20 protein-coding genes and 2 rRNA genes (1 of these 22 running past the window's edge) are annotated in these 24147 nt (G+C 46.9%); 15 read left to right on the forward strand and 7 right to left on the reverse strand.

Features of this window, described 5'->3' with window-relative positions:
- Positions 1–101: 101 nt before the first annotated feature.
- Positions 102–1286 carry a thiolase family protein gene (locus OM978_RS12395; RefSeq protein WP_264342523.1) on the reverse strand — a complete coding sequence of 395 codons (1185 nt, stop codon included), beginning with the start codon at positions 1284–1286 and terminating at the stop codon, positions 102–104.
- Positions 1287–1555: 269 nt separating this feature from the next.
- Between OM978_RS12395 and OM978_RS12400 the strand changes: the two genes are divergently transcribed.
- The 8 genes from OM978_RS12400 (at position 1556) to OM978_RS12435 (ending at position 10205) form a co-directional block, all read left to right on the forward strand.
- Positions 1556–1975 carry a MerR family transcriptional regulator gene (locus OM978_RS12400; RefSeq protein WP_269822751.1) on the forward strand — a complete coding sequence of 140 codons (420 nt, stop codon included), beginning with the start codon at positions 1556–1558 and terminating at the stop codon, positions 1973–1975.
- 175 nt (positions 1976–2150) lie between these two features.
- The gene (locus tag OM978_RS12405; protein WP_127687413.1) at positions 2151–3320 is read left to right on the forward strand and encodes an isovaleryl-CoA dehydrogenase; all 1170 of its coding nucleotides are present in this window, start codon (positions 2151–2153) and stop codon (positions 3318–3320) included.
- A 101-nt stretch (positions 3321–3421) separates the two neighbouring features.
- On the forward strand, positions 3422–5035 hold the full coding sequence (locus OM978_RS12410; protein ID WP_413690683.1) for a carboxyl transferase domain-containing protein: 1614 nt from the start codon (positions 3422–3424) through the stop codon (positions 5033–5035).
- Between the two features lie 18 nt (positions 5036–5053).
- Entirely contained in the window at positions 5054–5851 is a 798-nt protein-coding gene (locus OM978_RS12415; protein ID WP_264342525.1) for an enoyl-CoA hydratase-related protein, read from the forward strand.
- Positions 5852–5865: 14 nt separating this feature from the next.
- Entirely contained in the window at positions 5866–7842 is a 1977-nt protein-coding gene (locus OM978_RS12420; RefSeq protein WP_264342526.1) for an acetyl/propionyl/methylcrotonyl-CoA carboxylase subunit alpha, read from the forward strand.
- Positions 7843–7866: 24 nt separating this feature from the next.
- Positions 7867–8805: a hydroxymethylglutaryl-CoA lyase gene (locus OM978_RS12425; protein ID WP_264342527.1), complete on the forward strand. Its 939-nt coding sequence runs from the start codon at positions 7867–7869 to the stop codon at positions 8803–8805.
- 29 nt (positions 8806–8834) lie between these two features.
- Positions 8835–9536, forward strand: coding sequence for a CoA transferase subunit A (locus tag OM978_RS12430; protein ID WP_233007421.1), 702 nt, complete (start codon positions 8835–8837; stop codon positions 9534–9536).
- A 12-nt stretch (positions 9537–9548) separates the two neighbouring features.
- Positions 9549–10205, forward strand: a complete 657-nt coding sequence (locus tag OM978_RS12435; protein ID WP_233080310.1) for a CoA transferase subunit B — start codon at positions 9549–9551, stop codon at positions 10203–10205.
- A gap of 38 nt (positions 10206–10243) precedes the next feature.
- On the opposite strand, the gene OM978_RS12440 is transcribed toward OM978_RS12435, so the two are convergent.
- Together OM978_RS12440 and OM978_RS12445 are read right to left on the reverse strand one after the other, a co-directional pair.
- Positions 10244–10759 (reverse strand): hypothetical protein, encoded by a 516-nt coding sequence (locus OM978_RS12440; RefSeq protein ID WP_264342528.1) that lies wholly within the window; start codon positions 10757–10759, stop codon positions 10244–10246.
- Between the two features lie 102 nt (positions 10760–10861).
- The gene (locus OM978_RS12445) at positions 10862–11887 is read right to left on the reverse strand and encodes a GlxA family transcriptional regulator (RefSeq protein WP_264342529.1); all 1026 of its coding nucleotides are present in this window, start codon (positions 11885–11887) and stop codon (positions 10862–10864) included.
- A 93-nt stretch (positions 11888–11980) separates the two neighbouring features.
- Here OM978_RS12445 and OM978_RS12450 point away from each other — a divergent pair, with 93 nt between their 5' ends.
- Entirely contained in the window at positions 11981–12151 is a 171-nt protein-coding gene (locus OM978_RS12450) for a hypothetical protein (protein ID WP_233007425.1), read from the forward strand.
- 8 nt (positions 12152–12159) lie between these two features.
- Here the strand turns inward: OM978_RS12450 and OM978_RS12455 are convergent, their stop codons facing one another.
- Positions 12160–13047 (reverse strand): NAD(P)-dependent oxidoreductase, encoded by an 888-nt coding sequence (locus OM978_RS12455; protein WP_264342530.1) that lies wholly within the window; start codon positions 13045–13047, stop codon positions 12160–12162.
- 101 nt (positions 13048–13148) lie between these two features.
- On the opposite strand from OM978_RS12455, the gene OM978_RS12460 reads away from it, so the two are divergent.
- Positions 13149–13634 (forward strand): glutathione peroxidase, encoded by a 486-nt coding sequence (locus OM978_RS12460; RefSeq protein ID WP_264342531.1) that lies wholly within the window; start codon positions 13149–13151, stop codon positions 13632–13634.
- 88 nt (positions 13635–13722) lie between these two features.
- On the forward strand, positions 13723–14706 hold the full coding sequence (locus tag OM978_RS12465; RefSeq protein ID WP_264342532.1) for a 2-hydroxyacid dehydrogenase: 984 nt from the start codon (positions 13723–13725) through the stop codon (positions 14704–14706).
- Positions 14707–14739: 33 nt separating this feature from the next.
- On the opposite strand, the gene OM978_RS12470 is transcribed toward OM978_RS12465, so the two are convergent.
- Entirely contained in the window at positions 14740–16956 is a 2217-nt protein-coding gene (locus OM978_RS12470) for a S9 family peptidase (RefSeq protein WP_264342533.1), read from the reverse strand.
- 292 nt (positions 16957–17248) lie between these two features.
- Here OM978_RS12470 and OM978_RS12475 point away from each other — a divergent pair, with 292 nt between their 5' ends.
- From OM978_RS12475 to OM978_RS12490, 4 genes are all read left to right on the forward strand, one after another.
- Positions 17249–19834 carry a TonB-dependent receptor plug domain-containing protein gene (locus tag OM978_RS12475; protein WP_264342534.1) on the forward strand — a complete coding sequence of 862 codons (2586 nt, stop codon included), beginning with the start codon at positions 17249–17251 and terminating at the stop codon, positions 19832–19834.
- A gap of 104 nt (positions 19835–19938) precedes the next feature.
- Positions 19939–20406 carry an alpha/beta hydrolase gene (locus OM978_RS12480; protein ID WP_264342535.1) on the forward strand — a complete coding sequence of 156 codons (468 nt, stop codon included), beginning with the start codon at positions 19939–19941 and terminating at the stop codon, positions 20404–20406.
- Entirely contained in the window at positions 20400–20831 is a 432-nt protein-coding gene (locus tag OM978_RS12485) for an alpha/beta fold hydrolase (protein ID WP_264342536.1), read from the forward strand. Before OM978_RS12480 ends, OM978_RS12485 begins: the two co-directional genes overlap by 7 nt.
- A gap of 75 nt (positions 20832–20906) precedes the next feature.
- Positions 20907–22019: an META domain-containing protein gene (locus OM978_RS12490; protein WP_264342537.1), complete on the forward strand. Its 1113-nt coding sequence runs from the start codon at positions 20907–20909 to the stop codon at positions 22017–22019.
- 701 nt (positions 22020–22720) lie between these two features.
- On the opposite strand, the gene rrf is transcribed toward OM978_RS12490, so the two are convergent.
- A 5S ribosomal RNA gene (gene rrf, locus OM978_RS12495) occupies positions 22721–22835 on the reverse strand.
- A gap of 79 nt (positions 22836–22914) precedes the next feature.
- A 23S ribosomal RNA gene (locus OM978_RS12500) occupies positions 22915–24147 on the reverse strand (it continues 1650 nt past the right edge of the window).

Consider the following 24147-nt stretch of genomic DNA (forward strand, 5'->3'; position numbering starts at 1 on the left):
TTTGGCTATCTGTTGTTAAATTAAACCTGTTGATTTGAATGTATTTTTTATTAAATTCTTCTAAGCAAAAGGCGCAGTCTGTACCGCGCCTTTTTAATTTATTACGGCAGTTCTACCGCTAAAGCCACAGCTTCGCCGCCACCTATACACAAAGTAGCGATACCACGTTTTAAACCACGGGCTTTTAACGCATGAATTAACGTCACTAATAAACGGGCACCTGAAGCGCCTATAGGATGACCTAAAGCACAAGCACCGCCGTTGACGTTGACCTTGTTTACATCCAGCTTCAGCTCTTTAATCGCCAGCATAGTCACCATGGCAAAAGCTTCGTTAATTTCCCACAGATCCACATCGGAAGTTGTCCAGCCTAATTTGGCTAACAGCTTAGTTACTGCACCCACTGGCGCTACAGTGAAAAGCTCTGGTTCCTGCGAATGCGTGGCGTGACCAACAACATGAGCTAATACGGTTTTGTTTTGCGCTTTGGCTTCATCAGCACGCATCAGCACTAAAGCTGCAGCACCATCAGAAATAGAACTGGAGTTGGCCGCTGTAATAGTGCCATCTTTAGCAAAAGCTGGTTTTAACGTAGGAATTTTGTCGACTTTGGCATTGCCTGGCTGCTCATCCGTGGCAAAAGTCACTTCACCTTTGCGGGTCTGGAAAGTCACAGGGGTAATTTCTTCAACAAAAGCACCAGAATTGATGGCTTGCTGAGCACGGGTTAAAGACAACACAGCGTAGTCGTCCATCTGAGTGCGGCTGAAATCATGCTCGTCGGCAGTTTTCTGGGCAAAACAGCCCATGGCTTTGCCATCGTAGGCATTTTCCAGACCATCCAGCATCATATGATCTTTCACTTCGCCATGACCCATCCGCATACCGGCACGGGCTTTTGGCAGAATATAAGGTGCGTTCGACATCGACTCCATGCCACCAGCTACAACCACATCAGCAGAACCAGCACGCAATAAATCAGTCGCTAACATCACAGACTTTAAACCTGAACCACAGACCTTATTGATAGTTGTAGCACCGGCAGATAGAGGTAAACCTGCTTTTAACGTCGCCTGACGGGCTGGCGCCTGACCTAAACCAGCAGGTAAAACACAACCCATAATGACTTCGCTGATCTTGGTGCCATCTATAGCAGCTTGCTCTAATGCTGCTTTAATAGCTTGTGCGCCTAAATCAGTGCTGCTGACGTCAGATAATCCACCTAAAAATCCACCCATTGCCGTTCTTTTGGCTGCCACTATGGCAATTTTTTCGTGCTGCGCCATGTTCATTTCTCCGTCGTTCAGAAGCATGATGAAAAAGTTGGGCCTGAGACTACACCAAATTTACGTTTACGCCAACGTCAACCACCTAACACTATGGTCCTATGACCAGTGAAAGGTTCAGAAAAATGCACGCTCTGTAGCCATCTTTTGGCACCTTAACTTTACAAAGCTCTGGTCCAACCTGCCGCCAGCCCTTATTTGACGCGAACACAGCTTTACCTTTACGTAAACTTCACTTATAGTTGTCGCCACTTTACCGGAAGGCCAAAATGACTGCCCAAATGATAGAAAAAGACGACAAAACCTACAGCATCAGCGAGCTGGCAAAAGAGTTTGATATCACCACCCGTAGTATTCGTTTCTACGAAGACCAGGGGTTATTAACGCCTTTACGGCAGGGTCAAACCCGTATTTACAGCCGCAGAGACAGGGTGAGACTGAAACTCATTTTGCGTGGCAAACGTCTGGGCTTTAGCTTGTCAGAAACAGGCCAGTTATTTGAGCTGTACGATGCAGATAAAAGCAGCGTGACTCAATTGAGCACCATGCTGAAACTGATAGAACATAAAAAAGCTGAACTGCACCAGCAGATGGATGACATCAAAGTGGTGCTGATGGAATTAGTGACAGTCGAAAAACGCTGCCGCGAAACCCTGGATCAGGCCAAGCAAGTAAAAGAACCGAATTAAAAAACACATTTAAAAAAAATCAAATCAAACAAACAAAAACCAAAGTAGTTGGCGTTGCAGCTAGGCGACAAGTGAGCGAGACCCCATGAACATAGTTGTCCTATGTGATTGGGGCGAGAGAGCGCAGTCAACAACACTGCGGCGTCAAATACGAAGGGAAAAACGGGGTTGTCACATGATTAGCACATACAAAACATTAAACTACGATCTGGGCGAAACCGTCGACATGATCCGTGAGCAGGTCAACAGCTTTGCCCGTGACGAAATAGCACCACGTGCAGCACAAATCGACCATGACAACGAATTCCCAAATGACTTATGGCGTAAATTTGGCGACCTGGGTTTATTAGGCATCACTGTCGATGAGCAATATGGTGGTTCAGGTATGGGTTACCTGGAACATATAGTAGCAATGGAAGAAATCAGCCGCGCTTCTGCTTCTGTGGCTTTATCTTACGGTGCGCATTCGAATTTATGTGTCAATCAAATCGCCCGTAACGGCAACGAAGCGCAAAAACAAAAGTACCTGCCAAAGTTATGTTCTGGTGAACATATTGGCGCTCTGGCGATGTCTGAGCCAAACGCTGGTTCAGATGTAGTGTCGATGAAGTTACGCGCTGATAAACAAGGTGACCGTTATATTTTAAACGGTAACAAAATGTGGATCACCAACGGCCCTGACGCCCATACCTATGTGATTTACGCCAAAACTGACATCAATGCCGGCTCTAAAGGCATGACAGCTTTTATTGTTGAGCGTGGTTTTAAAGGTTTCAGCCAGGCGCAGAAACTCGACAAGCTGGGTATGCGTGGTTCAAACACTTGTGAACTGGTATTTGAAGACTGTGAAGTGCCGGAAGAAAACGTATTAGGCACCATAGGCACAGGCGCCCGTGTACTGATGTCAGGTCTGGACTATGAACGTGTGGTGTTATCCGGCGGTCCGCTGGGCATTATGCAAGCCTGTATGGATGTAGTAGTTCCTTATATCCACGACCGTAAGCAGTTTGGTCAGTCTATTGGTGAGTTCCAACTGGTACAGGGCAAAGTAGCTGACATGTACACCAAAATGAATGCGGCCCGCGCCTATGTTTATACAGTGGCCAAGGCCTGTGACCGCGGTGAAACCACCCGTAAAGATGCAGCTGGCGCGATTTTATACAGCGCTGAGCTGGCCACCCAAATGGCATTGGATGCCATCCAGCTGTTAGGTGGTAATGGTTATATCAATGAATACCCTACAGGGCGTTTGTTACGTGATGCCAAGCTGTACGAAATCGGCGCAGGCACCTCAGAAATTCGCCGTATGTTAATTGGTCGCGAGTTATTTAACGAATCGAACTAAATACAACCTGTGTAGGCTCAAAAACAATAAAAAAGCCGGACTCCTGTCCGGTTTTTCCTAAAGAGCCTCTATTGAACACTCAATCCCGATAGCCAAAGGTGGTGAACGTGGCCAGACTGAATAGCAAAATTAATCCACGCAGTGACGAATTTATCCAGAACGCCCAGGCGATGCAGCTGCTGGTGGATGATTTAGAGCAAAAAGTACAACAGATCAAATTAGGTGGCGGCGAAGCATTGATTGCCCGTCATACCTCACGCGGCAAGCTGTTTGTCCGTGATCGTATTCAGAAACTGCTGGACCCGGGTTCACCCTTTTTAGAAGTAGGCCAGTTTGCTGGCTGGCAATGTTATGACGATTATGTGCCAGCTGCGGGTGTGGTTGCAGGTATAGGCCGGGTGAATGGTGTCGAGTGCATGATTGTGGCGAACGATGCCACGGTGAAAGGCGGTACTTATTATCCGCTTACGGTAAAAAAACACTTACGTGCGCAGGAAATTGCCGAAACCTGCATGTTGCCTTGTATTTATCTGGTCGACTCAGGTGGCGCTAACCTGCCCCGTCAGGACGATGTATTCCCTGACAAACTGCACTTTGGCCGTATCTTCTTTAATCAGGCGCGTATGTCAGCCAAGGGTATTCCACAAATTGCTGTGGTGATGGGCCTTTGTACCGCAGGTGGTGCTTATGTGCCGGCTATGGCGGATGAAAGTATTATCGTTAAAGATCAGGGCACGATCTTCTTGGCAGGCCCGCCATTGGTCAAAGCCGCTACAGGCGAAGAAGTGACAGCAGAAGAGTTAGGTGGTGCTGATGTGCACTGTAAAATCTCTGGTGTGGCCGATCACTATGCACTCAATGATGAACATGCGCTGCAACTGGCGCGTAATGCCGTCAGCCGTCTGAATCATCAAAAACCAGTACAAGGCGATGTACGCCCTGTCGAAGCACCACTTTATGATGCCAGCGAGCTGTACGGCATAGTGGGCACCGATCTGAAAAAACCTTTTGATGTACGTGAAGTGATAGCCCGACTTGTCGATGCATCCGACTTTGATGAATTTAAACAGTTTTATGGCGCGACTTTGGTGTGTGGTTTTGCCCGAATTTTCGGCCAGCCTATTGGCATAGTAGCCAATAACGGCATTCTGTTTTCTGAGTCGGCGCAAAAAGGCGCGCACTTTATTGAGCTCTGTGCCCAGCGCAAAATTCCATTGTTGTTCCTGCAAAACATCACCGGCTTTATGGTCGGGAAAAAATACGAAGCTGAAGGCATCGCCAAACACGGCGCCAAAATGGTGATGGCGGTGTCTTGTGCCAATGTGCCGAAATTTACTGTGCTGATTGGTGGCTCTTATGGCGCTGGGAACTACGGTATGTGTGGCCGTGCTTATGACCCAACCATGATGTGGATGTGGCCCAACGCCCGTATTTCTGTGATGGGTGGCGAGCAGGCCGCTGGTGTAATGGCGACTGTGACTAAAGATGCGTTGGCACGTAAAGGCGAAAGCTTAACAGCTGAAGCTGAACAAGCTATACGTCAGCCTATTGTCGCCCAATACGAACAACAAGGTCACCCTTATTACGCCAGTGCGCGGTTATGGGATGACGGCATTATCGACCCGGCACAAACCCGCATGGTGGTTGGCCTGGCACTGACCGCAGCGCTGAATGCGCCTGTCGCCGAATCCAAATTTGGCGTGTTCCGGATGTAATGGCAAGGAGTAAACAAAATGCAAAACTATAAAACTATTACTACCTCGTTAAATGCAGCTGGTGTTGCAGAATTAGTGCTGAACCGCGCCGAAGTGCATAACGCCTTTGACGACAGCATGATTGGCGAATTAATTGACGCCTTAAAAAGCCTGGCCGCTAACCCTGCTGTGCGGGTGCTGCTGCTGAAATCCTTGGGTAAAAACTTCAGTGCAGGTGCCGATCTGAACTGGATGCGCTCTATGGCAGAGAAAAACTACCAGCAGAACTTAGAAGATGCAGGTCAGTTAGCGGAGCTGATGCGCCAACTGGATTGCTTCCCTGCTCCCACCATAGCTTTGGTACAAGGTGCAGCTTTTGGTGGTGCTTTGGGTTTAGTCTCCTGCTGCGATATAGCCCTTGCCGAAGAAGGCGCCAGCTTTTGTTTAAGTGAAGTAAAAATTGGTTTAATACCGGCCGTGATCAGCCCCTACGTGATGCGCTCTATTGGCGAACGTGCCAGCCGCCGTTATTTCTTAACGGCAGAACGTTTTGATGCATCTACTGCGCTGAATTTAGGTTTAGTACATCAATTAGTGGACGCTGGTGGTCTTAGTGGCGCAGCAGAACATTTTGTTGGCATCTTACTGAATAACAGCCCTGCAGCTTTGCGCTGCGCTAAAGAGTTAATGGCCGCTGTAAATCATCAACCTATTAATCAGCAGCTTATAGACAGCACTTCAGCCCGTATTGCCGCTATTCGGGTCTCGGCTGAAGGTCAGGAAGGCTTAACTGCCTTTTTACAAAAACGTACTCCGGCATGGATCCGGTCAGAATAAGGAAAAACAGACTGATGTTTCGCAAAATTTTGATCGCTAACCGGGGCGAAATCGCCTGCCGTGTGATAGAAACCGCCCATAAACTGGGTATTCGTTGTGTGGCTGTGTATTCAGAAGCTGACGCCAATGCCCGTCATGTGCATATGGCCGATGAAGCTTTTTTATTAGGCCCTGCGCCTAGTAAGGAATCTTATTTACGCGCTGATAAAATTCTGGAAATTGCCAAATTAAGTGGCGCCGAAGCTGTGCACCCTGGTTATGGCTTTTTATCTGAAAACGAAGGATTTGCGCAAGCCTGTGCGGAGGCTGGTGTGGTTTTTATTGGCCCGCCAGTGCCTGCCATAGCCGCTATGGGTAGCAAAAGCGCAGCCAAAGAGATTATGACCAAAGCCGGTGTGCCTTTAGTGCCGGGTTATCATGGCGATAATCAGGACCCAGCCTTTTTACAGCAGCAAGCTGATCTGGTGGGCTACCCGCTGTTATTGAAAGCTGCATATGGCGGTGGTGGCAAAGGTATGCGTGTGGTATGGAACAGTGGCGAATTTGCTGAAGCTTTGGCTGGCGCCAAACGTGAAGCCTTAAACGGCTTTGGCAATGACAAAGTGCTGATGGAACGTTATCTGACCAAACCTCGCCATGTCGAAATTCAGGTGTTCGCCGACAGTTTTGGTAATGCGGTGTATTTAGCTGAGCGGGACTGCTCTATTCAGCGCCGTCACCAGAAAGTGATTGAAGAAGCACCAGCACCGAATTTCAGCGCAGAGCAGCGCAAAGCAATGGGTGAAGCTGCCGTCAAAGCCGCTCAGGCTATTGCGTATCAGGGCGCTGGAACAGTTGAATTCTTATTTGATGAAGACGGTTCCTTCTACTTTATGGAAATGAACACCCGCCTGCAGGTTGAACATCCAGTCACTGAAATGATCACAGGTCAGGATCTGGTGAAATGGCAGCTGTTGGTCGCCAGTGGTCAGCCTTTGCCTTTAACTCAGGATCAAATCACTATTGATGGCCATGCCATTGAGGTGCGGGTTTATGCTGAAGATCCGGATCACGATTTCCTGCCAGCCACAGGCAAACTGACTTATTTGCGCCAGCCTGAAGCCAGTCGCTATGTGCGGGTCGATACAGGCGTGGTAGAAAACGACGAAGTCTCGCCTTTTTACGATCCTATGATTGCCAAACTCATTGTCTGGGATGAAAACCGTGACCGCGCCATAGCTCGTATGTTGCGTGCTTTAGATGATTACCGTGTTGCTGGCGTGAAAAACAACCTGAATTTCTTAACCCGTTTAGTGGAGCAACCTGCTTTTGCCAAAGCTGAGCTGGATACGCATTTTATTGAACGGCATAAAGAATCCTTGTTTGCGCCAGGTCAGTCTGAAACCGAACAAGCCAGCTTATTGGCTGCCTTGTATCTGTTATTGAAGGAGCGTTCAGACAATGTGGACGACCAAAGTCCTTGGGCTTTGTGTTCTGGCTGGCGTTTAAATGAAGTTCCAACTGTGTCTTTCCCGCTGATTTATCAGGATGAAACCCGCCTGATCAGCATCAGCTCTGAAGGTAAACAGCTTAGTTTAACGCAACAAGGCGTGATCACCCCTGCTACAGCCAGCTTAAAAGGCGATGAACTGCAAGCCAATTTAAATGGCCATCAGGTGAAAGTACGGGTCAGCCAATATCAGGATACGGTGTCGGTTTTTATTAAACATCAACGTTATGACTTTATTTACCAGACTCAAGTGCAAATTGTGGTCGACGACAGCGCAGCAGCTGGCAGCCTGACGGCTCCCATGAACGGCACTATAGTCGCTGTGATGATAGAAAAAGGTGCGCTCGTCAGTGCAGGCCAGACGCTTTTGGTGATGGAAGCGATGAAAATGGAATACAGCATCAAAGCGCCGAAAGATGGTGTGGTGAATCAGCTTTTTTATGCCGCTGGTGATCTGGTGAAAGACGGCGCTCAGCTGCTGGATTTTACAGCCGCTGACTAATACAGCCCATTTTTGGAGACTTTTATGTCATTGATGTTAAACCCTCACCATACAGCTGGTTTGCCCAAAGCCGTGCGTATTGTTGAAGTAGGCCCACGCGATGGCCTGCAAAATGAAAAAGCTGTATCGCTTGAAGCGAAAGTCGAGCTGGTCAATCGCTTAGCTGAAACGGGTCTTGTCACCATTGAAACCGGTGCTTTTGTCTCCCCTAAGTGGGTACCACAAATGGCTGATTCTGCTGCTGTATTTGCGCAAATCAGCCGTAAAGCAGGTATTCAGTACACAGCGTTGACACCCAATCTGCAAGGCTATGAAGCAGCGAAAGCAGCAGGAGCTACTGAAGTTGCGGTGTTTGGTGCTGCATCAGAGGCTTTTACCCAGAAAAATATCAACTGCAGCATAGCGGAAAGTCTTGAGCGTTTTGCTCCTGTGATGGCGCAAGCCAAACTTGATGGTATTAAAGTACGGGGTTATGTCTCTTGTGTGGTCGGCTGTCCTTATCAGGGCGACGTTGCCCCGCAAGAAGTAGCACGGGTTGCTAAAGCACTTTTAGATATGGGCTGCTACGAAATTTCTTTAGGTGACACCATAGGCGTTGGCACTCCCTTCAAAGTCAATGCAATGCTCGATGCTGTACTTGAAGTTGTACCAGTCGAGCAACTGGCTGTGCATTTTCACGACACTTATGGCCAGGCGTTAAGTAATATTTACGCAGCGCTACAACGTGGTATTGCTGTGGTGGACAGTTCAGTATCAGGTTTAGGCGGCTGTCCATACGCTGCCGGTGCGTCAGGCAATGTTGCCACTGAGGAAGTGGTGTATTTACTGAACGGCCTTGGCATCCATAGCGGTGTTGATTTACAACGGCTGGCGCCTATTGGCTGGTTTATCAGCGAACAGCTGGGGAAAGCTCCTAGTTCTAAAGTAGGATTGGCGCTGAAGGCCAAATGCCAGCAGAATTAATGATTGATAGCATCTTTTAAGGATACAAAATGGCAGGGTTTAATAAAGTTGTGACCAGCTATGAAGAAGCGCTGGCAGGCCTGACCAACGGTATGACAGTCATAGCCGGTGGTTTTGGTTTATGTGGTATTCCGGAAGGCCTGATTGCTCAGATCAAAAAAATGGGCACCCGTGATTTAACAGTAGTGTCCAACAACTGTGGTGTCGATGGTTTTGGTTTAGGTGTTTTATTAGAAGACCGCCAAATCAAAAAAATGGTCGCCTCTTATGTTGGCGAAAACGCCTTGTTTGAAAAGCAGCTGTTATCAGGTGAACTCGAAGTGGTGTTAACACCTCAAGGCACGCTGGCTGAAAAAATCCGCGCTGGCGGCGCTGGTATTCCGGCTTTTTTCACCGCTACGGGTTACGGTACTCCTGTGGCTGACGGTAAAGAAACCCGTGAAATTAATGGCCGCAATTATGTGCTGGAAGAAGCCATTACCGGTGACTTTGCCATAGTACGAGCCTGGAAAGCCGACCGTTACGGCAATCTGGTGTTCCGTCATACCTCAATGAACTTCAACCCTATGGCGGCTACTGCTGGCAAAATCACTGTGGCTGAAGTGGAAGAAATCGTCGAGCCGGGTGAACTGGAGCCAAGCCAGATTCACACACCAGGTATTTATGTGCAACGTGTGATCAAAGCCAGCTTTGAGAAACGCATTGAACGTCGTATGGTCCGTCAGGCATAAGGAGCACAGCAAATGGCATTATCACGTGAACAGGTCGCTATGCGGGTGGCTCAGGAATTACAGGACGGCTATTACGTCAATTTAGGCATTGGTATCCCTACCTTAGTGGCCAACTATGTGCCTGCAGGTATTGAAGTAATGCTGCAATCGGAAAACGGTTTATTAGGTATGGGCCCCTACCCAACCGAAGCTGAATTGGATGCCGATATGATCAACGCAGGCAAAGAAACAGTGACAGCCATTAAAGGTGCTGCCATTTTCAGTTCCGCTGAAAGTTTTGCCATGATCCGCGGCGGCCATGTGGATTTAACAGTACTGGGCGCTTTTGAAGTGGATCAAAATGGCAATATCGCCAGTTGGATGATCCCGGGAAAACTGGTCAAAGGCATGGGCGGCGCTATGGATTTAGTGGCTGGCGCGCAAAATATCATTGTCACCATGACCCACGCCGACAAATACGGTAGTTCCAAGTTACTGGATAGCTGTACTTTACCTTTGACTGGTGTGAACTGTGTGAAAAAGATTGTAACGGATTTAGCTGTGCTGGAAGTTCGGGACGGCGCTTTCCATTTACTGGAGCGCGCGCCTGGCATCAGCGTGGAAGAAATTCAGCAAAAAACTGCGGGTAAGTTAGTTGTCTCTGGTGATATTCCGGAAATGCAGTTCTGATGTAAAACATGAAAGGGTCAGAGGCAAGGCTTCTGACCCTATCGAAACGCCTTAGCCTGCAAACCAGCTCCAGCATTGTCTCTGTTAATATCGCCGCTAATTAACGCTATCGCATTTTTAGTACTGACCACTGTCACTTTGTCTATATCACCAATTAGCATTACAAAAGCAGTCTGCTGATTCGCCAACCTGTACCAGCCTACTTTGTAGTTAGGCAGATGAATCGCGTTTACCGCAACTACAGGTTTGAACTCACCCAATTCATCACAAAATACCACTGACACTTTACTTTGCGCTGAGTGAATATCATCAATCTTCGTCTGATATAAACCCGCTTTCAGCTCCAGCGAGTTCTCAGTCATTAACAAGGTGTTATCACTAAACTTCAGACTGAGTAGTAAGAAGCACAAACTGCAAAAGCTGAATACCCACAAGGATTGTCTTAACCAAAGAGGTTTAAAATACACCAGAGCCCATAAAATAAGCGCCGGAAGCAGAATGCAGACAATAAAAAGCAGTGCATAAAGATGCCAGCCGATCTCAGATAAATACATTTAATTTACTTTCATCAATGAATTGGCCACATCATAATAGCACAAAACAAACTTTTCCTGATTCATTTGTTAAATTTTGTTAAATAACCTCAGTAGGTTCAATTAAGCCGCCGACTCCCGCTCCCTGCCACTGACAGGACAGCAGTCAATTTGTGGTTCAAACATAAACTTTTGCCGATACGCTTTGGGCGTCAGGCTGGTGTAATGCACAAATAGCTTACGAAAAGACGAAATATCCTCATACCCAACTTGCTGCATGATGTCTTCTGCGGTCCACAAGGTATTTTCCAGTAAAGACTTTGCTCTCTCGATACGCAAACGCTGCAGATAGGCCATAGGGGTTTCGTCCAGATGTTGCTTAAAACGCCGGATCAAAGTGCGGGGAGTCATCGCAAAAGTTTCCGCTAATTGCTCCAGACTAACAGGCTCCGCCAGACGAGCCTGTAAGTACTGCTGAATTTCAGCTAACTTTGCATCTTTGTGTTGCGGCGCCAACTGCAAAGACAGATAAGGCAGCTGAGAGGTTCTATTGGGGTCAGTCAGCATAATTTTTGCCATTTGCTGAGCAAAAGCCGTATCCATACAAAGTTCGACAAACCGCAGGCATAAATTCAGGTAAGACGTTGTAGCCCCGCCCGTTAGAATGGTCTGCTGTTGCACCACAAGCTGCTGCAAATCCAGTTTGACCTGCGGAAACATCTGGCGGAAATAGTCTTTAAAAAACCAGACCGAAGTCGCCTGCAGGCCATTTAACAAGCCGGTTCCGGCCAAAGCAAAAGTACCATTACAAAAAGCGCCCAGCCACTTCCCCTGATGCAGCATCTGCTGTAACTCTGCCTTGTAAGGCAGCAATTCCTGACTGACACGCTGTAGGTCTTTTGAGTTATAGGCGTAAAAGCCAGGGATCAACAGAATATCAATCTGATTAAAATCAACAGCTTCAACCTGCAACGTAAAAGGCCCCTGTTGTAGGCGAGGATTAGGCCCCATCAATACAGTTTCAAATAACAGCTGATCACTTTGCTGTATCAGTTGCCAGTATTTATTGCAGTAGGTAAAAAAATCAGCCACCCCTGTCACACTGCTCATCACTACGTCTTGATCTACCCAAATACCGATGCGTTTCATATTGTCACTTTTAGCCACAATTGCGTCATTAGTGACACTTTAGACCTATTTAGTTGCAGAGTAAAGTAGCAGCATCAACAACAGGAGGTGGTTATGTTTCAACTGTCAAAACGCACAACAGTATGGGCTTTATTGGCTCTGGTCTGGGCTATGGTGGTAGGACTGGCGCTGCAGATAAGCCCGGACCCTATGCTGCATCTGGTACAAATTCCGCTATTACTGGTACTGACTTTAGGTTTGGCCAGCACCAGTTTAGATGATTAGTTTTAAACTCAGACTTTGCGCTGCAATACAGTCAGCAAACTGGACGTATCCCAACGCCCACCGCCCATGGCCTGCACCTGGGCATAAAACTGGTCGACTAAAGCAGTCAGTGGCAAAGTGGCTCCGTTATGACGGGCTTCGTTTAGCGTAATAGCTAAGTCCTTACGCATCCAGTCGACCGCAAAACCAAAGTCGTATTTACCTTGCAACATAGTGGAACCACGGTTTTCCATTTGCCAGGATTGCGCAGCACCTTTGCTGATGGTGTCCAACACGGCCTGACCATCCAGTCCGGCCTGCTGAGCAAAATGCATGGCCTCTGCAAGCCCTTGTACTACACCGGCAATACAAATCTGATTAACCATTTTGGCCAGTTGACCAGAACCTGCAGGCCCCAATAAACGGGCACTGCGGGCGTACTTCATTAATGTCGCTTCTGCTTTAGCAAAATCAGCTGCTTCCCCACCCAGCATAATGGTCAACAAGCCATTCTGAGCGCCTGCCTGGCCACCTGAGACTGGTGCATCCAAAAAGCCTATGCCTTTCTCCTTACAAGCTAATGCCAGTTCACGCGCCAAATCTGCAGAGGCTGTGGTGTGGTCTATTAATAAAGAGCCAGGTCGCATAGCGGCCAATACGCCCTGCTCACCATAGACCACTGAACGTACATCATCGTCATTGCCTACACATAACATCACCAAATCGGCACCAGCAGCTGCTTCTGCAGGAGTTGATGCGCAAGTACCACCATACTGTTGCACCCAATCCTGCGCTTTCAGGTAAGTTCTGTTATACACACAGACCTGCTCGCCTTTTTGCTGCAAATGACCCGCCATAGGAAAGCCCATAACACCCATACCTACAAAGGCAACTTTTTGTTGTGATAAATTTGACATAATTTTGACTTATTTCTGTGACAGACTTGAATGCCAAGAAGCTTACTAGAATCAGGGCCTCTGACGCAAAAGCATCAGACGAGTTGCACAAAAGGACAGTTATGCCAAAGGTTCACCATTTTAAAGTGAAGGACAGTCAGGATCAGGACGTGGATTTAGCCCAATACCGGGATAAAGTGGTGCTGATCGTTAATACCGCCAGCCAGTGTGGTTTTACCTCACAGTATCAGGAGCTGGAAGCTTTGTATCAGCACTACAAAGATCAGGGGTTTGTGGTACTGGCCTTTCCCTGTAATCAGTTTGGTGCGCAGGAACCTGGATCAAATGCAGAAATACAGCAGTTCTGCCAGTTGAATTACGGAGTCAGCTTTCCGGTCTTTGGCAAAGTACAGGTGAATGGTCTGGATTCAGAACCTTTGTTTGAATACTTAAAAGATCAGGCCCGTGGTTTGATGAAAACCCGCGCTATTAAATGGAACTTTACTAAGTTTTTGGTCAACCGCGAGGGGGATGTGGTGAAACGTTATGCGCCACGGACTAAACCCTCTAGCCTGCATCAGTCCATTGAAGAAGTACTGGCCAGTTGAATTAAAAATACTAGCTTGATTAAAAACAATAAAGCCTGCAGCCTTTTGCGTTACTCTGAGTTTCAGATATCCGGCAAGGAGCACAAAAATGAAAGTTGCAGTCTTTAGCGCAAAAAAATACGATCAGGACAGTTTTAAACAATGGGCAGATCCAGGCCTTAAGTTCAGCTTTTTTGATGTGCCACTGGATAAACATAGCGCTCAATTAACTAAGGGTTATACGGCTGTCTGTGTGTTTGTAAACGATGACTTGTCAAAACCCGTTCTGACACAACTCAAAGCCATGGGAGTGGGCATGATTGCCTTACGCTGCGCTGGCTTTAATAACGTCGATTTAACCGCAGCCAAAGAGCTTGGGCTGCGTGTCGCACGAGTCCCCGCCTATTCACCCGAAGCAGTTGCAGAGCATACGGTCGCGATGATCCTCTGTTTAAACCGCAAATTACACAAAGCCTACAACAGAGTACGGGATGATAACTTTGCGCTGGATGGCTTGTTGGGATTTAACCTGCATGGCAAAACTGCAGGCCTGATTGGCACTGGACGTATAGGTGTGGCGACAGCCAAAATTTTACTTGGTTTTGGTATGCAGCTGCTGTGTTATGACATCAAAATTGATGATGAGCTGGTGAAAGCTGGTGTACGGTATTTGCCTTTGGAAGATCTCTGGGCTCAGTCCGATATCATCAGCCTGCACTGCCCTCTGACTCCTCAAACCCAGCACCTGATTAACGACAACAGCCTTACACAAATGAAAGATGGTGTGATGTTAATCAACACCAGCAGGGGTGGCCTGATTGACACCAAGGCGGTAATCCAAGCATTGAAGAGTCGTAAGATTGGTTATTTAGGCCTGGATGTGTACGAGCAGGAAGCCGATCTGTTTTTTCAGGATTTATCAGGACAACTGATAGACGATGAGGTGTTTAAACGATTGCTGACTTTCCCTAATGTATTGATCACCGGACATCAGGCATTTTTCACCCAGGAAGCTTTGCAACAGATTTGTCAGGTGACCAGCGATAATCTGCTGGCGTTTAAAGCAAACAAATTAAGCGGCAACGAGCTCTGATTACGAGGGCGGGTCCAGGACCCGCCCCACAGTTTATTGTTTTAATTGACGATCAAAAAACGCTGTAATGGTTTTATGTAAATGGGTTTGCACTGGCTGGCCAAACATCGAGTGTTTACTGCCCGGGTAATCCATACTGTCGAATAATTTTCCCTGCTTTTGCAATTCAGAATACAACTTGGTGCTGTGGGTAAAAAGCACGTTGTCATCCGCCATGCCATGATAAATCATCAGGTTGCCCTGATAATCTTTCACGTAAGGGAATACCGAACTCTGTTCATAACCCGCTTTATTGCTTGCAGGGTGGCCTAAATAGCGCTCTGTGTAATGGGTATCATACAAAGCCCAGTCTGTGACAGGAGCACCGGCTACACCAGCTTTAAAATAGTCACCTGCTTTAAACATTGCCATAATGCTCATGTAGCCACCGTAGCTATGGCCATAAATGCCGATACGACCAGAGTCGACATAAGGCAAGCTGCGCAGGTACTCAACGCCGGTAATTTGATCGTCAAGCTCAACTACCGCCAGCTTTTTGTAGATAGGATCTTCAAAGGCTTTACCACGGTTTTCCGAACCTCTGTTATCCAACTGGAATACGATATAGCCGTTTTGTGCCAGGTACTGGAAATACAAGTCTTTCGCGCTCCAGCTATTAGTTACACGCTGTGCACCTGGCCCACCGTATACACCGACGATAACAGGATATTTTTTGCCTTTTTCAAGCTGTGCAGGTTCAAAGGCACGATAATGCAAGGTTTGGCCATCTTTGGCTTTTAAAGTGCCAAAACGTGGCTTCACCAGTTTATCTCTGTACTGCGCCAGCGGATGTGAACCAGACACATCATTCGACTCAAGCACAGTCAGCACTTTGCCTTCGACAGTCTTCAATTCCACTTTAGTCGGTTGTAACACGCTGGAGTAACTATCGATAAAGCTCTGGCCAGTTTCAGCCATCACCACAGCATGTGAAAACTCAGCCTGAGTTAACCTCTTGCTATCACCACCTTTAACAGGTACCGAATACAAATGACTTTCCAGCGGTGTGTCTTTACGGCCAGAGAAGTAAATGATGCCCTGATCTTCATTAATAGCTTCTATCTTATTCACTATCCAGTCGCCTTTGGTCAACTGTCGAACCAAAGTACCATCGAGTTTGTATAGATACAGATGCTTATAACCATCCCGCTCAGATGCCCAGACAAAATGCTGTTTATCTTTTAAGAAATGCAAATCGTCATTTAAATTTAACCAGGTGGGGCTCTGCTCTTTCAGCAGCACTTTGGTTTTGCCTGAGGGTAATTCCACAGAACGCAGTTCCAGATGCTGCTGATCACGACTTTGCCATTGATAAGTCAGCAAAGACGAGGACTTACTCCAGTTGACACGGGCCAGGTAAATATCCTGCTCTTTGCCTAAATCAAGCCATTGCACGGCCGGCTGTTGAACTCCCACAACACCCAGTTTCACTTTTACATTGGCGGTGCCGGTAAATGGGTAACGCTGATTAAAGAGCTTAATTTCATCGGCATAAATTTCATTGCGTACAGCTTCAGCCACTGGCGACTCGTCAATCTGACTAAAAGCAATTTTGCTGTCGTCAGGAGCCCACCAGTAGCCAGTCATTCTAGCCATCTCTTCCTGAGCAACAAATTCAGCCATACCGTTCTTAATCAGACCCTGACCATCTGTCGTTAACTGAGTCTCTTTGCCTGATTTCAGGTCCATAACAAAAATATTTTGTTCCCGAATAAAAGATACATACTGACCTTTGGGCGATATTTGTGCATCGGTTTCGAAGGCTTCGGTGTTGGTTAACTTGCGTGCTTTCTGGCTGGATAAGTCGTAATAATACAAGTCACCGTTCAGTGGAAACAGCAAAGCTTTACCATCTTTTGACCAGTTATAGCTGATAATGCCACTGGCAAATAAGCGTAACCGCTCTCGCCTTGCTTTCTCCTCATCTGACAGCATCTCTGGCCCGCTAAATAGTTGATTTGAATCAACTAAAATGCTGTGTTTATCTGTTTTAATCTGGTATTGCCACAGATCCAGCCTGTTCGCATCGGTTTCTTTGCCTTTCAGGTATGTAACACGGCTGCCGTCGGGAGAAAAGCTTAAAGAACGTGGCGCTGTACCGCTTAATGCAGGTTCTGCAAACAAACGTTCCAGAGGTAAATTGACGCTTGCCTGCGCTGTTGCAGAAAGTAATACCGTTGCTAAACCGGCCGGAGTCAGAAGTTTTTTCACTACTATAAATCCTTGATTAAATGAACCCTGCTATCTGAATCGACTTTCAATAAAACAGCAAGTCGGATCGGACATTTTTCAGTTATTTAGGTTCATTTTTTTAGTCATACTTCTGTAAAAAATCAGTCCCAAGCCCCGCAAAGCACCAGAATGGTGCGATGATTCACCAAAAATGAGCGATCAGACCACAGAAAATCACGATAGACAAAGCTGAACTTTTCAAATATGGTCATTACAGAGCTCGTAGATAAAAATGAGCCAAAACAAAAATCCAGATGAGAAGGCAACATCCATGAAGAAAGAATCAATCCACTACCATCCTGTTGCTGCCGCAATAAAAATCGCTTTATGCGGCAGTTTATTATTCAGCACTTCGTTAATGGCTCAGGAAACCCCTGACGCAGCAGAAAAGAAAGCCGAAGATGCATCAGTTGAAAAAATAGCAGTTATAGGCGCACGTGGCGCACCGCGCTCCGTAGGTGATTCAGCCGTTCCTGTTGATGTGATAGGTGGCGAAGAGTTTTCCAAGACTGGCACCAGCGATATGGTCAGTTTAATGACCGCAGCTGTACCATCATTTAACGTCAGTGCTCAACCAATTAACGATGCTTCCACTTTAATTCGTCCTGCTAACTTACGTGGCCTACCACCAGATAGCACATTGGTATTAGTGAACGGTAAAAGACGCCATCGTGCTGCTGTTATTACCTTCTTAGGAAGCGGTATTTCTGACGGCTCGCAAGGCCCGGATATCTCTGTTATCCCATCCATTGCACTAAAACAAGTCGAAATATTACGGGATGGTGCAGCAGCGCAATACGGTTCTGACGCTATAGCTGGTGTAATTAACTTCCGTTTAAAAGATGCTGCTGAAGGCGGTTCTTTTGAAGTGAAAAGCGGACAGTTTTATGAAGGCGACGGCGATCTGCGTCAGGTGTCGGGTAACATAGGTTTGCCATTCACAGACAATGGTTTTGCCAATATCAGCGGTGAATTTAAACAGGCAGACCCGACGAGTCGCTCTGTACAACGTGATGATGCAGCAGCTTCTGCAGCGGCGGGCAATCCATTTATTGAAAATCCTGCTCAGGTATGGGGTTCACCAGAATTTAAACGTGATGCCAAGTTATTTGCCAATATCGGTTTAGAAGTAGCAAAAGATCGTGAATTTTATTTATTCACTAACTGGGCAGAACGTGATGTAGAAGGTGGTTTTTATTACCGCCACCCAACCGGACGTAGTGGTGTGTACTCGAATGACGGCGGCGAAAGTTTGCTGATTGGTAATCTGGATGAAAGCTTAGGCGCTTGCCCAAGTATTTCAGCTATGACTGGTGACGACATCCGTGACCATGCAGCCATTCAGGCTGACGTAGATGCTCTGCCTGCCCACTGCTTCACCTATTACGGCATGTTGCCAGGTGGTTTTACACCTAAGTTTGGTGGTGTGATTACAGATACTGCTATTGCTTCTGGTGTAAAAGGTGAATTGGATTCAGGCTGGGCTTTTGATGCCAGTATGTCTGTTGGCCGAAGTGAAGTAGAGTTTTATATCAATAATACGCTAAACGCGTCGTTAGGTGCTGATACCCCGCGCTCCTTCAAGCCAGGTAAATATGTACAGCTGGAAAAAGCAGCCAACTTAGATTTCAACAAACCATTTGAAGTAGATGCATTGCCATATCCACTCAACGTGGCTGGTGGTGTGGAATACCGCGATGAAACCTTTGAAATTTATGCAGGTGACGCCGCATCTTTTGAAGTAGGTCCTTTGGCTTCACAAGGTTTTGGTATAGGTTCAAACGGCTTCCCTGGCTTTAAACCTGAAGATGCGGGTTCATTTAACCGTTATAGCTACGCTGCGTACACTGAGTTAGGTGCTGAATTCAGCGACAGTTTCCGCATGGACTTTGCGCTTCGCTTCGAAGACTTTGAAGACTTTGGTGATACCACCAATGGCAAAGTGACTGCCCGGTATCAGGCGACTGATGAAATTGCTTTCCGTTCTGCGGTAAGCACGGGCTTCCGTGCTCCAACTGTAGGTCAAAGTAACGTACGTAACGTCACTACATCATTCAGCCCTGCTGGTTTAGTGGATACTGCGACTTTACCGCCAACCCACCCTATCTCAATCCAAAAAGGTGGTAAGCCGTTAACTCCTGAAGAGTCGAAAAACTTCTCTATCGGTACAGTAGTTGAAGTCAACGATTGGTACGTCACTTTAGATTATTTCCATATCAAAGTAGAAGATCGTATCAGCCAAACTTCTTCTCTGGATTTAACTCCAGAAGATATCGAAGCGTTGTTAGCTTTAGGTGTTAAAGATGCCAGCAGCTTTACTGGCGTTAAGTACTTCACTAACGACTTTGATACTACAACCCAAGGTCTTGACTTAGTGGCTAACTACGGTTTTGATCTGTGGAATGGTCGCACTGGTTTAGCTTTTGCGTATAACTGGACTGATACGACTGTGGACAGTTACTCAAGCAATATCAGCGAAGCTAAAGTAGAGCAATTAGAACGTGGTTTACCCCGTGTTCGTGGCAGCTTTACTGTGAATCAAAATTATGGTGATTGGAAAGGTTATGTTCGTATCAATCATTTCGGATCCTTCTACGAAGACCACTTGGACAGCGGTGTGTTAACAGCTGCGGAGGGTGGTTTACCTATCGAAGTAGGTTCTGCTATCACTACAGATGCGGAAATCAGCTACAGCATCAATGACAGCTATGAAATCAGCGTAGGCGCTCAAAACTTATTTGACGAATACCCTGACGAACATGAATGGCAAGGTATAGCGGGTTCTAAATACCCAACAACTGCGGTTATGGGCATCAACGGCGGTTTCTACTACGTGCGTTTAAACTATAACTTCTGATAGACCTTAATAAACTCAAAAGCCCGGTCTAAAGCCGGGCTTTTGTATTTGCACATCTGGTATGACCATGGCAAAGTGCATTCAGATTCCCCCAATAAAGATAAATGATGGATTTAATTCCCTGGAGTTACTCTACTCAACACGGTTTTACCTTACGTGGATTTTATACTCCGCCAAGCGGCAAAGCAGTGCTGCATATTTTGCACGGCAACGGCTATTGCAGCCGAATATACCAACCTTTTTTAGCTCAGCTGCTTCCCCACTTTGATTTGTTTTTATCTGATGCCCAGGGTCATGGAGACAGCGACCATGGTGGCTTTTTTATTGGCTGGAACCAAAGTGCGGATCTGGCGCTTGAAGCCTGGCAGGCGCATCAGCAACTATTTCCTGATGTCCCCTGCTACGGTGTGGGTCATAGTTTTGGTGGCGTGTTAACGGCGCTTATCAATAGCAAAACCTCCAGCCCTTTCGACGCTGTGGTGTTACTTGATCCTGTTTTATTTACACCCGGCATGCTGACGGTAATGCAGGCTCTGGACTGGCTGGGGTTATACAAAAAAATCCCATGGTAAAAAAAGCATTAAACCGTCGTCAACATTGGCCAGATAAAGATTCTGCATACAGCTACCTACACCAGAGAGGTATGTTTAAAAACTGGCAAGATGATGCACTGGCAAGTTATATCGACCATGCGTTAGATCACAGCAACGAAGGCTTGACGTTAAAATGTAAGGCCGAGCGCGAAGCAGAAATATTTGCATCTTATCCGAAAAAACTATGGAAACAGCTTCAGCAGCCCTGTAGTCCAACTCTTCTCATCTATGGTGACAAGACCTATCCTTTTGTCAGTAAATCAGCAGAAAAGTGGCGCAAGTTAAATCATTCGGTGCAGTTGAACAAGGTTAAAGGTGGCCATTGTTTTATGCAGGAAAGCCCAAAGGACAGTGCATTAGTAGTGCTAGAGTTCTTACAACTCCAGACAGAGAATAAAATATGACAATTTTTAATCAGCAATACCATTCGACTGTCTGCGTAGTTGCTTTATAATGGCGCCAATTTTCTCCGGATCCAGATGAATATGAAGCAGAGTTTTATTTTAAGCGCTTTAGTCTTAGCTTTGGCTGGTTGTAGCCAGCTACCAGAGCAAGCGCCAGCCCCAATCAGTGAAGTCAGTGAGCCTGTAGTAGTGGCTGAACCTAAATTAGTTGAAAACGAAGTGTTGAATGATCATGTGGCTCAAGCTCAAGCCACCGATTTTGGTCATATCTTTATTGACCGCGATATGAGTTTTATCGGTACTTTACCTTGTGAAGGTTGTCCTGGCGTGAAATACCATGTCAATTTATTTCAGGACGGTAAGTTTGAAGCCCGTCAGGAGTTTATTGACAAGCATGAAGTGAATCTGGTGAAAGGTACCTGGTTGCTGGAAGGGCGGGTCATTCATCTGATGTCTCAGCAAACTAAAATTCCTTCATTTCAGTTTGTCAGCAATAACAAAGTGGTGCTGCTGGATGAAGCCGGTAAGCCTGTCGTCTCCAAAGACAACTATGAGTTAGTACGCTCAAATAACTTTATTAAACTGGATACCAGCATGCAGATGTTAGGTATGTATCAGGTTATTGATAATAATGCCGTTTTTACCTCATGTACTAACGGTGAAAAATCAACCATAGCCATGACTCAACATCATATTCCAATGCTGCGTAATTATCAGACAGACAAAAACCTGAATGGTAAGCCTGTGATCGCAACCATGATCGCCCGCCAGAGCCCAAAAGAAGACAAGATGCTGTTTGTTGAGAAATTTGAACAGTTTTGGCCTGGCGCCACCTGCCCTGATACTCTCAATGTTGCGAAGGTGCAAGGTATTGTCTGGCGGGTAGAACGTGTAAAGTTTATTCAGGTGCCACAACAATACAATTTACGCATGCTGTTTAACGACAATGCTAAATTGTACGGATTCTCTGGTTGTAACGTATTTAACGCCAGCTATAGCCAAAGTTCTAACTTATTGAAAGTGAACCCTTTGGTTAGCACTAAAAAATATTGTGCTCAGAGTAACTACTATGAATCGAACTTTACTCAGCACTTACAAATGGCTGATCGCATCGAATTAAACGGCGATAAATTACAATTATTCCACAACAATGAAGTCGTTGTGGAAATGAAACCTGCATTAAATTAATCCTACTTATGCCTTTGTGATGTCGCTTGATGTCACAAAGGCTCTGTTTTTATCACTTTGTCTTCTGCCACAGCTCTTATCGCCTGCTGGTTTCTGTCCGTATCCCATCGTATTGCCAACTCACAATGATCTCGTTGTAACCAGAACAGCCTGTTTATCAACCATCGCCGTTGTCTCCACTGCCCTTTTCTATAGTGCAGGCCAGCGCGAGCACTTAAAGTCAGGCTAGGATTGCCTCCCAGTATAGCGTTCAGTAACCGACTTATTGCAATGAGTACATTGTTGCTGTAATTGCGTAGTGGACTTGGCATGGAGTGGCCTTAGGATTTTGTATCTGTTTGAATTTGAGTACTTTTGCATAAATCTAAGTAGGGTGCAATCGCAAGTCGGGGCGTACTTTGTGGGCGGCCGTGTTTGATTTTTGTTGGATTGTTGAGCGGGTTTTTGTGTTGGTTTGAGCGGATTGGTTCTGAATTTGAGCAGAACGGTGCTGAATTCTGGTGCGGTGAACTACATTAGTGCGGGCGGTGAGGCGACAGCAGGCCGTCTTGTCCGGCCGCTCGCAGAGCTCGTGGCGTGAAACAGGCGTGACGCAAAACTAATTGCGTCCCGTTTTTCCTGTTTCACCCTGGCGACCGCCTGATTTCGAAGTAAATAAAAAAGCCCCTCGCTTGCGCGAAGGGCTTTTCCATTTATTGGGAGCCTGGCGGTGAACTACTCTCGCATGGCATCTGCCACACTACCATCGTCGCGGCTGCGTTTCACTTCTGAGTTCGGAATGGAGTCAGGTGGTTCCACAGCGCTATTGCCACCAGGCAAAAACTGTTTTTAGGTCTTTAACAAGCAAGCTAGATAGAATTCTTTTCACACCACACACAAACACCTTGGGCGTTGTATGGTTAAGCCTCTCGGGCAATTAGTATGAGTTAGCTTAACGTGTCACCACGCTTCCACACCTCACCTATCAACGTTGTGGTCTCCAACGACCCTTATGTGTACTCAAGGTACAAGGGATGACTCATCTCTTGGCCGGCTTCCCGCTTAGATGCTTTCAGCGGTTATCCGTTCCGAACGTAGCTACCGGGCAGTGCCATTGGCATGACAACCCGAACACCAGCGGTTCGTTCATTCCGGTCCTCTCGTACTAGGAACAACTCCAATCAATCATCCAACGCCCACGGCAGATAGGGACCGAACTGTCTCACGACGTTCTAAACCCAGCTCGCGTACCACTTTAAATGGCGAACAGCCATACCCTTGGGACCGACTTCAGCCCCAGGATGTGATGAGCCGACATCGAGGTGCCAAACACCGCCGTCGATATGAACTCTTGGGCGGTATCAGCCTGTTATCCCCGGAGTACCTTTTATCCGTTGAGCGATGGCCCTTCCATACAGAACCACCGGATCACTAAGACCTACTTTCGTACCTGCTCGACGTGTCTGTCTCGCAGTTAAGCTGGCTTCTGCCTTTGCACTAACCGTACGATGTCCGACCGTACTTAGCCAACCTTCGTGCTCCTCCGTTACTCTTTAGGAGGAGACCGCCCCAGTCAAACTACCCACCAGACACTGTCCGCAACCCCGATTAGGGGCCTACGTTAGAACATCAAACATACAAGGGTGGTATTTCAAGGACGACTCCATCACGACTGGCGTCGCAACTTCAATGTCTCCCACCTATCCTACACATGTAGGGTCAATGTTCAGTGCCAAGCTATAGTAAAGGTTCACGGGGTCTTTCCGTCTAGCCGCGGGTATACGGCATCTTCACCGCAATTTCAATTTCACTGAGTCTCTGGTGGAGACAGCCTGGCCATCATTACACCATTCGTGCAGGTCGGAACTTACCCGACAAGGAATTTCGCTACCTTAGGACCGTTATAGTTACGGCCGCCGTTTACCGGGGCTTCGATCAAGAGCTTCGCTTGCGCTAACCCCATCAATTAACCTTCCGGCACCGGGCAGGTGTCACACCCTATACGTCCTCTTACGAGTTTGCAGAGTGCTGTGTTTTTAATAAACAGTTGCAGCCAGCTGGTCACTGCGACTCTCACGTGCTTACGGAGCAAGTCCTTCACACACAAGAGCGTACCTTCTCCCGAAGTTACGGTACTATTTTGCCTAGT

This window comes from Rheinheimera sp. MM224 (assembly GCF_947090785.1).
GTDB lineage: Bacteria > Pseudomonadota > Gammaproteobacteria > Enterobacterales > Alteromonadaceae > Pararheinheimera.

Excerpts from the sequence above, each read along its gene's own strand:
- OM978_RS12425 (WP_264342527.1), top strand. The coding sequence starts at position 7,867 with ATGTCATTGATGTTAAACCCTCACCATACAGCTGGTTTGCCCAAAGCC.
- OM978_RS12485 (WP_264342536.1), top strand. The coding sequence starts at position 20,400 with ATGGTAAAAAAAGCATTAAACCGTCGTCAACATTGGCCAGATAAAGAT.
- OM978_RS12430 (WP_233007421.1), top strand. The coding sequence starts at position 8,835 with ATGGCAGGGTTTAATAAAGTTGTGACCAGCTATGAAGAAGCGCTGGCA.
- OM978_RS12490 (WP_264342537.1), top strand. The coding sequence starts at position 20,907 with ATGAATATGAAGCAGAGTTTTATTTTAAGCGCTTTAGTCTTAGCTTTG.
- OM978_RS12465 (WP_264342532.1), top strand. The coding sequence starts at position 13,723 with ATGAAAGTTGCAGTCTTTAGCGCAAAAAAATACGATCAGGACAGTTTT.
- OM978_RS12480 (WP_264342535.1), top strand. The coding sequence starts at position 19,939 with ATGATGGATTTAATTCCCTGGAGTTACTCTACTCAACACGGTTTTACC.
- OM978_RS12415 (WP_264342525.1), top strand. The coding sequence starts at position 5,054 with ATGCAAAACTATAAAACTATTACTACCTCGTTAAATGCAGCTGGTGTT.
- OM978_RS12440 (WP_264342528.1), bottom strand. The coding sequence starts at position 10,759 with ATGTATTTATCTGAGATCGGCTGGCATCTTTATGCACTGCTTTTTATT.
- OM978_RS12475 (WP_264342534.1), top strand. The coding sequence starts at position 17,249 with ATGAAGAAAGAATCAATCCACTACCATCCTGTTGCTGCCGCAATAAAA.
- OM978_RS12450 (WP_233007425.1), top strand. The coding sequence starts at position 11,981 with ATGTTTCAACTGTCAAAACGCACAACAGTATGGGCTTTATTGGCTCTG.
- OM978_RS12455 (WP_264342530.1), bottom strand. The coding sequence starts at position 13,047 with ATGTCAAATTTATCACAACAAAAAGTTGCCTTTGTAGGTATGGGTGTT.
- OM978_RS12460 (WP_264342531.1), top strand. The coding sequence starts at position 13,149 with ATGCCAAAGGTTCACCATTTTAAAGTGAAGGACAGTCAGGATCAGGAC.
- OM978_RS12405 (WP_127687413.1), top strand. The coding sequence starts at position 2,151 with ATGATTAGCACATACAAAACATTAAACTACGATCTGGGCGAAACCGTC.
- OM978_RS12435 (WP_233080310.1), top strand. The coding sequence starts at position 9,549 with ATGGCATTATCACGTGAACAGGTCGCTATGCGGGTGGCTCAGGAATTA.
- OM978_RS12400 (WP_269822751.1), top strand. The coding sequence starts at position 1,556 with ATGACTGCCCAAATGATAGAAAAAGACGACAAAACCTACAGCATCAGC.
- OM978_RS12395 (WP_264342523.1), bottom strand. The coding sequence starts at position 1,286 with ATGGCGCAGCACGAAAAAATTGCCATAGTGGCAGCCAAAAGAACGGCA.
- OM978_RS12445 (WP_264342529.1), bottom strand. The coding sequence starts at position 11,887 with ATGAAACGCATCGGTATTTGGGTAGATCAAGACGTAGTGATGAGCAGT.
- OM978_RS12420 (WP_264342526.1), top strand. The coding sequence starts at position 5,866 with ATGTTTCGCAAAATTTTGATCGCTAACCGGGGCGAAATCGCCTGCCGT.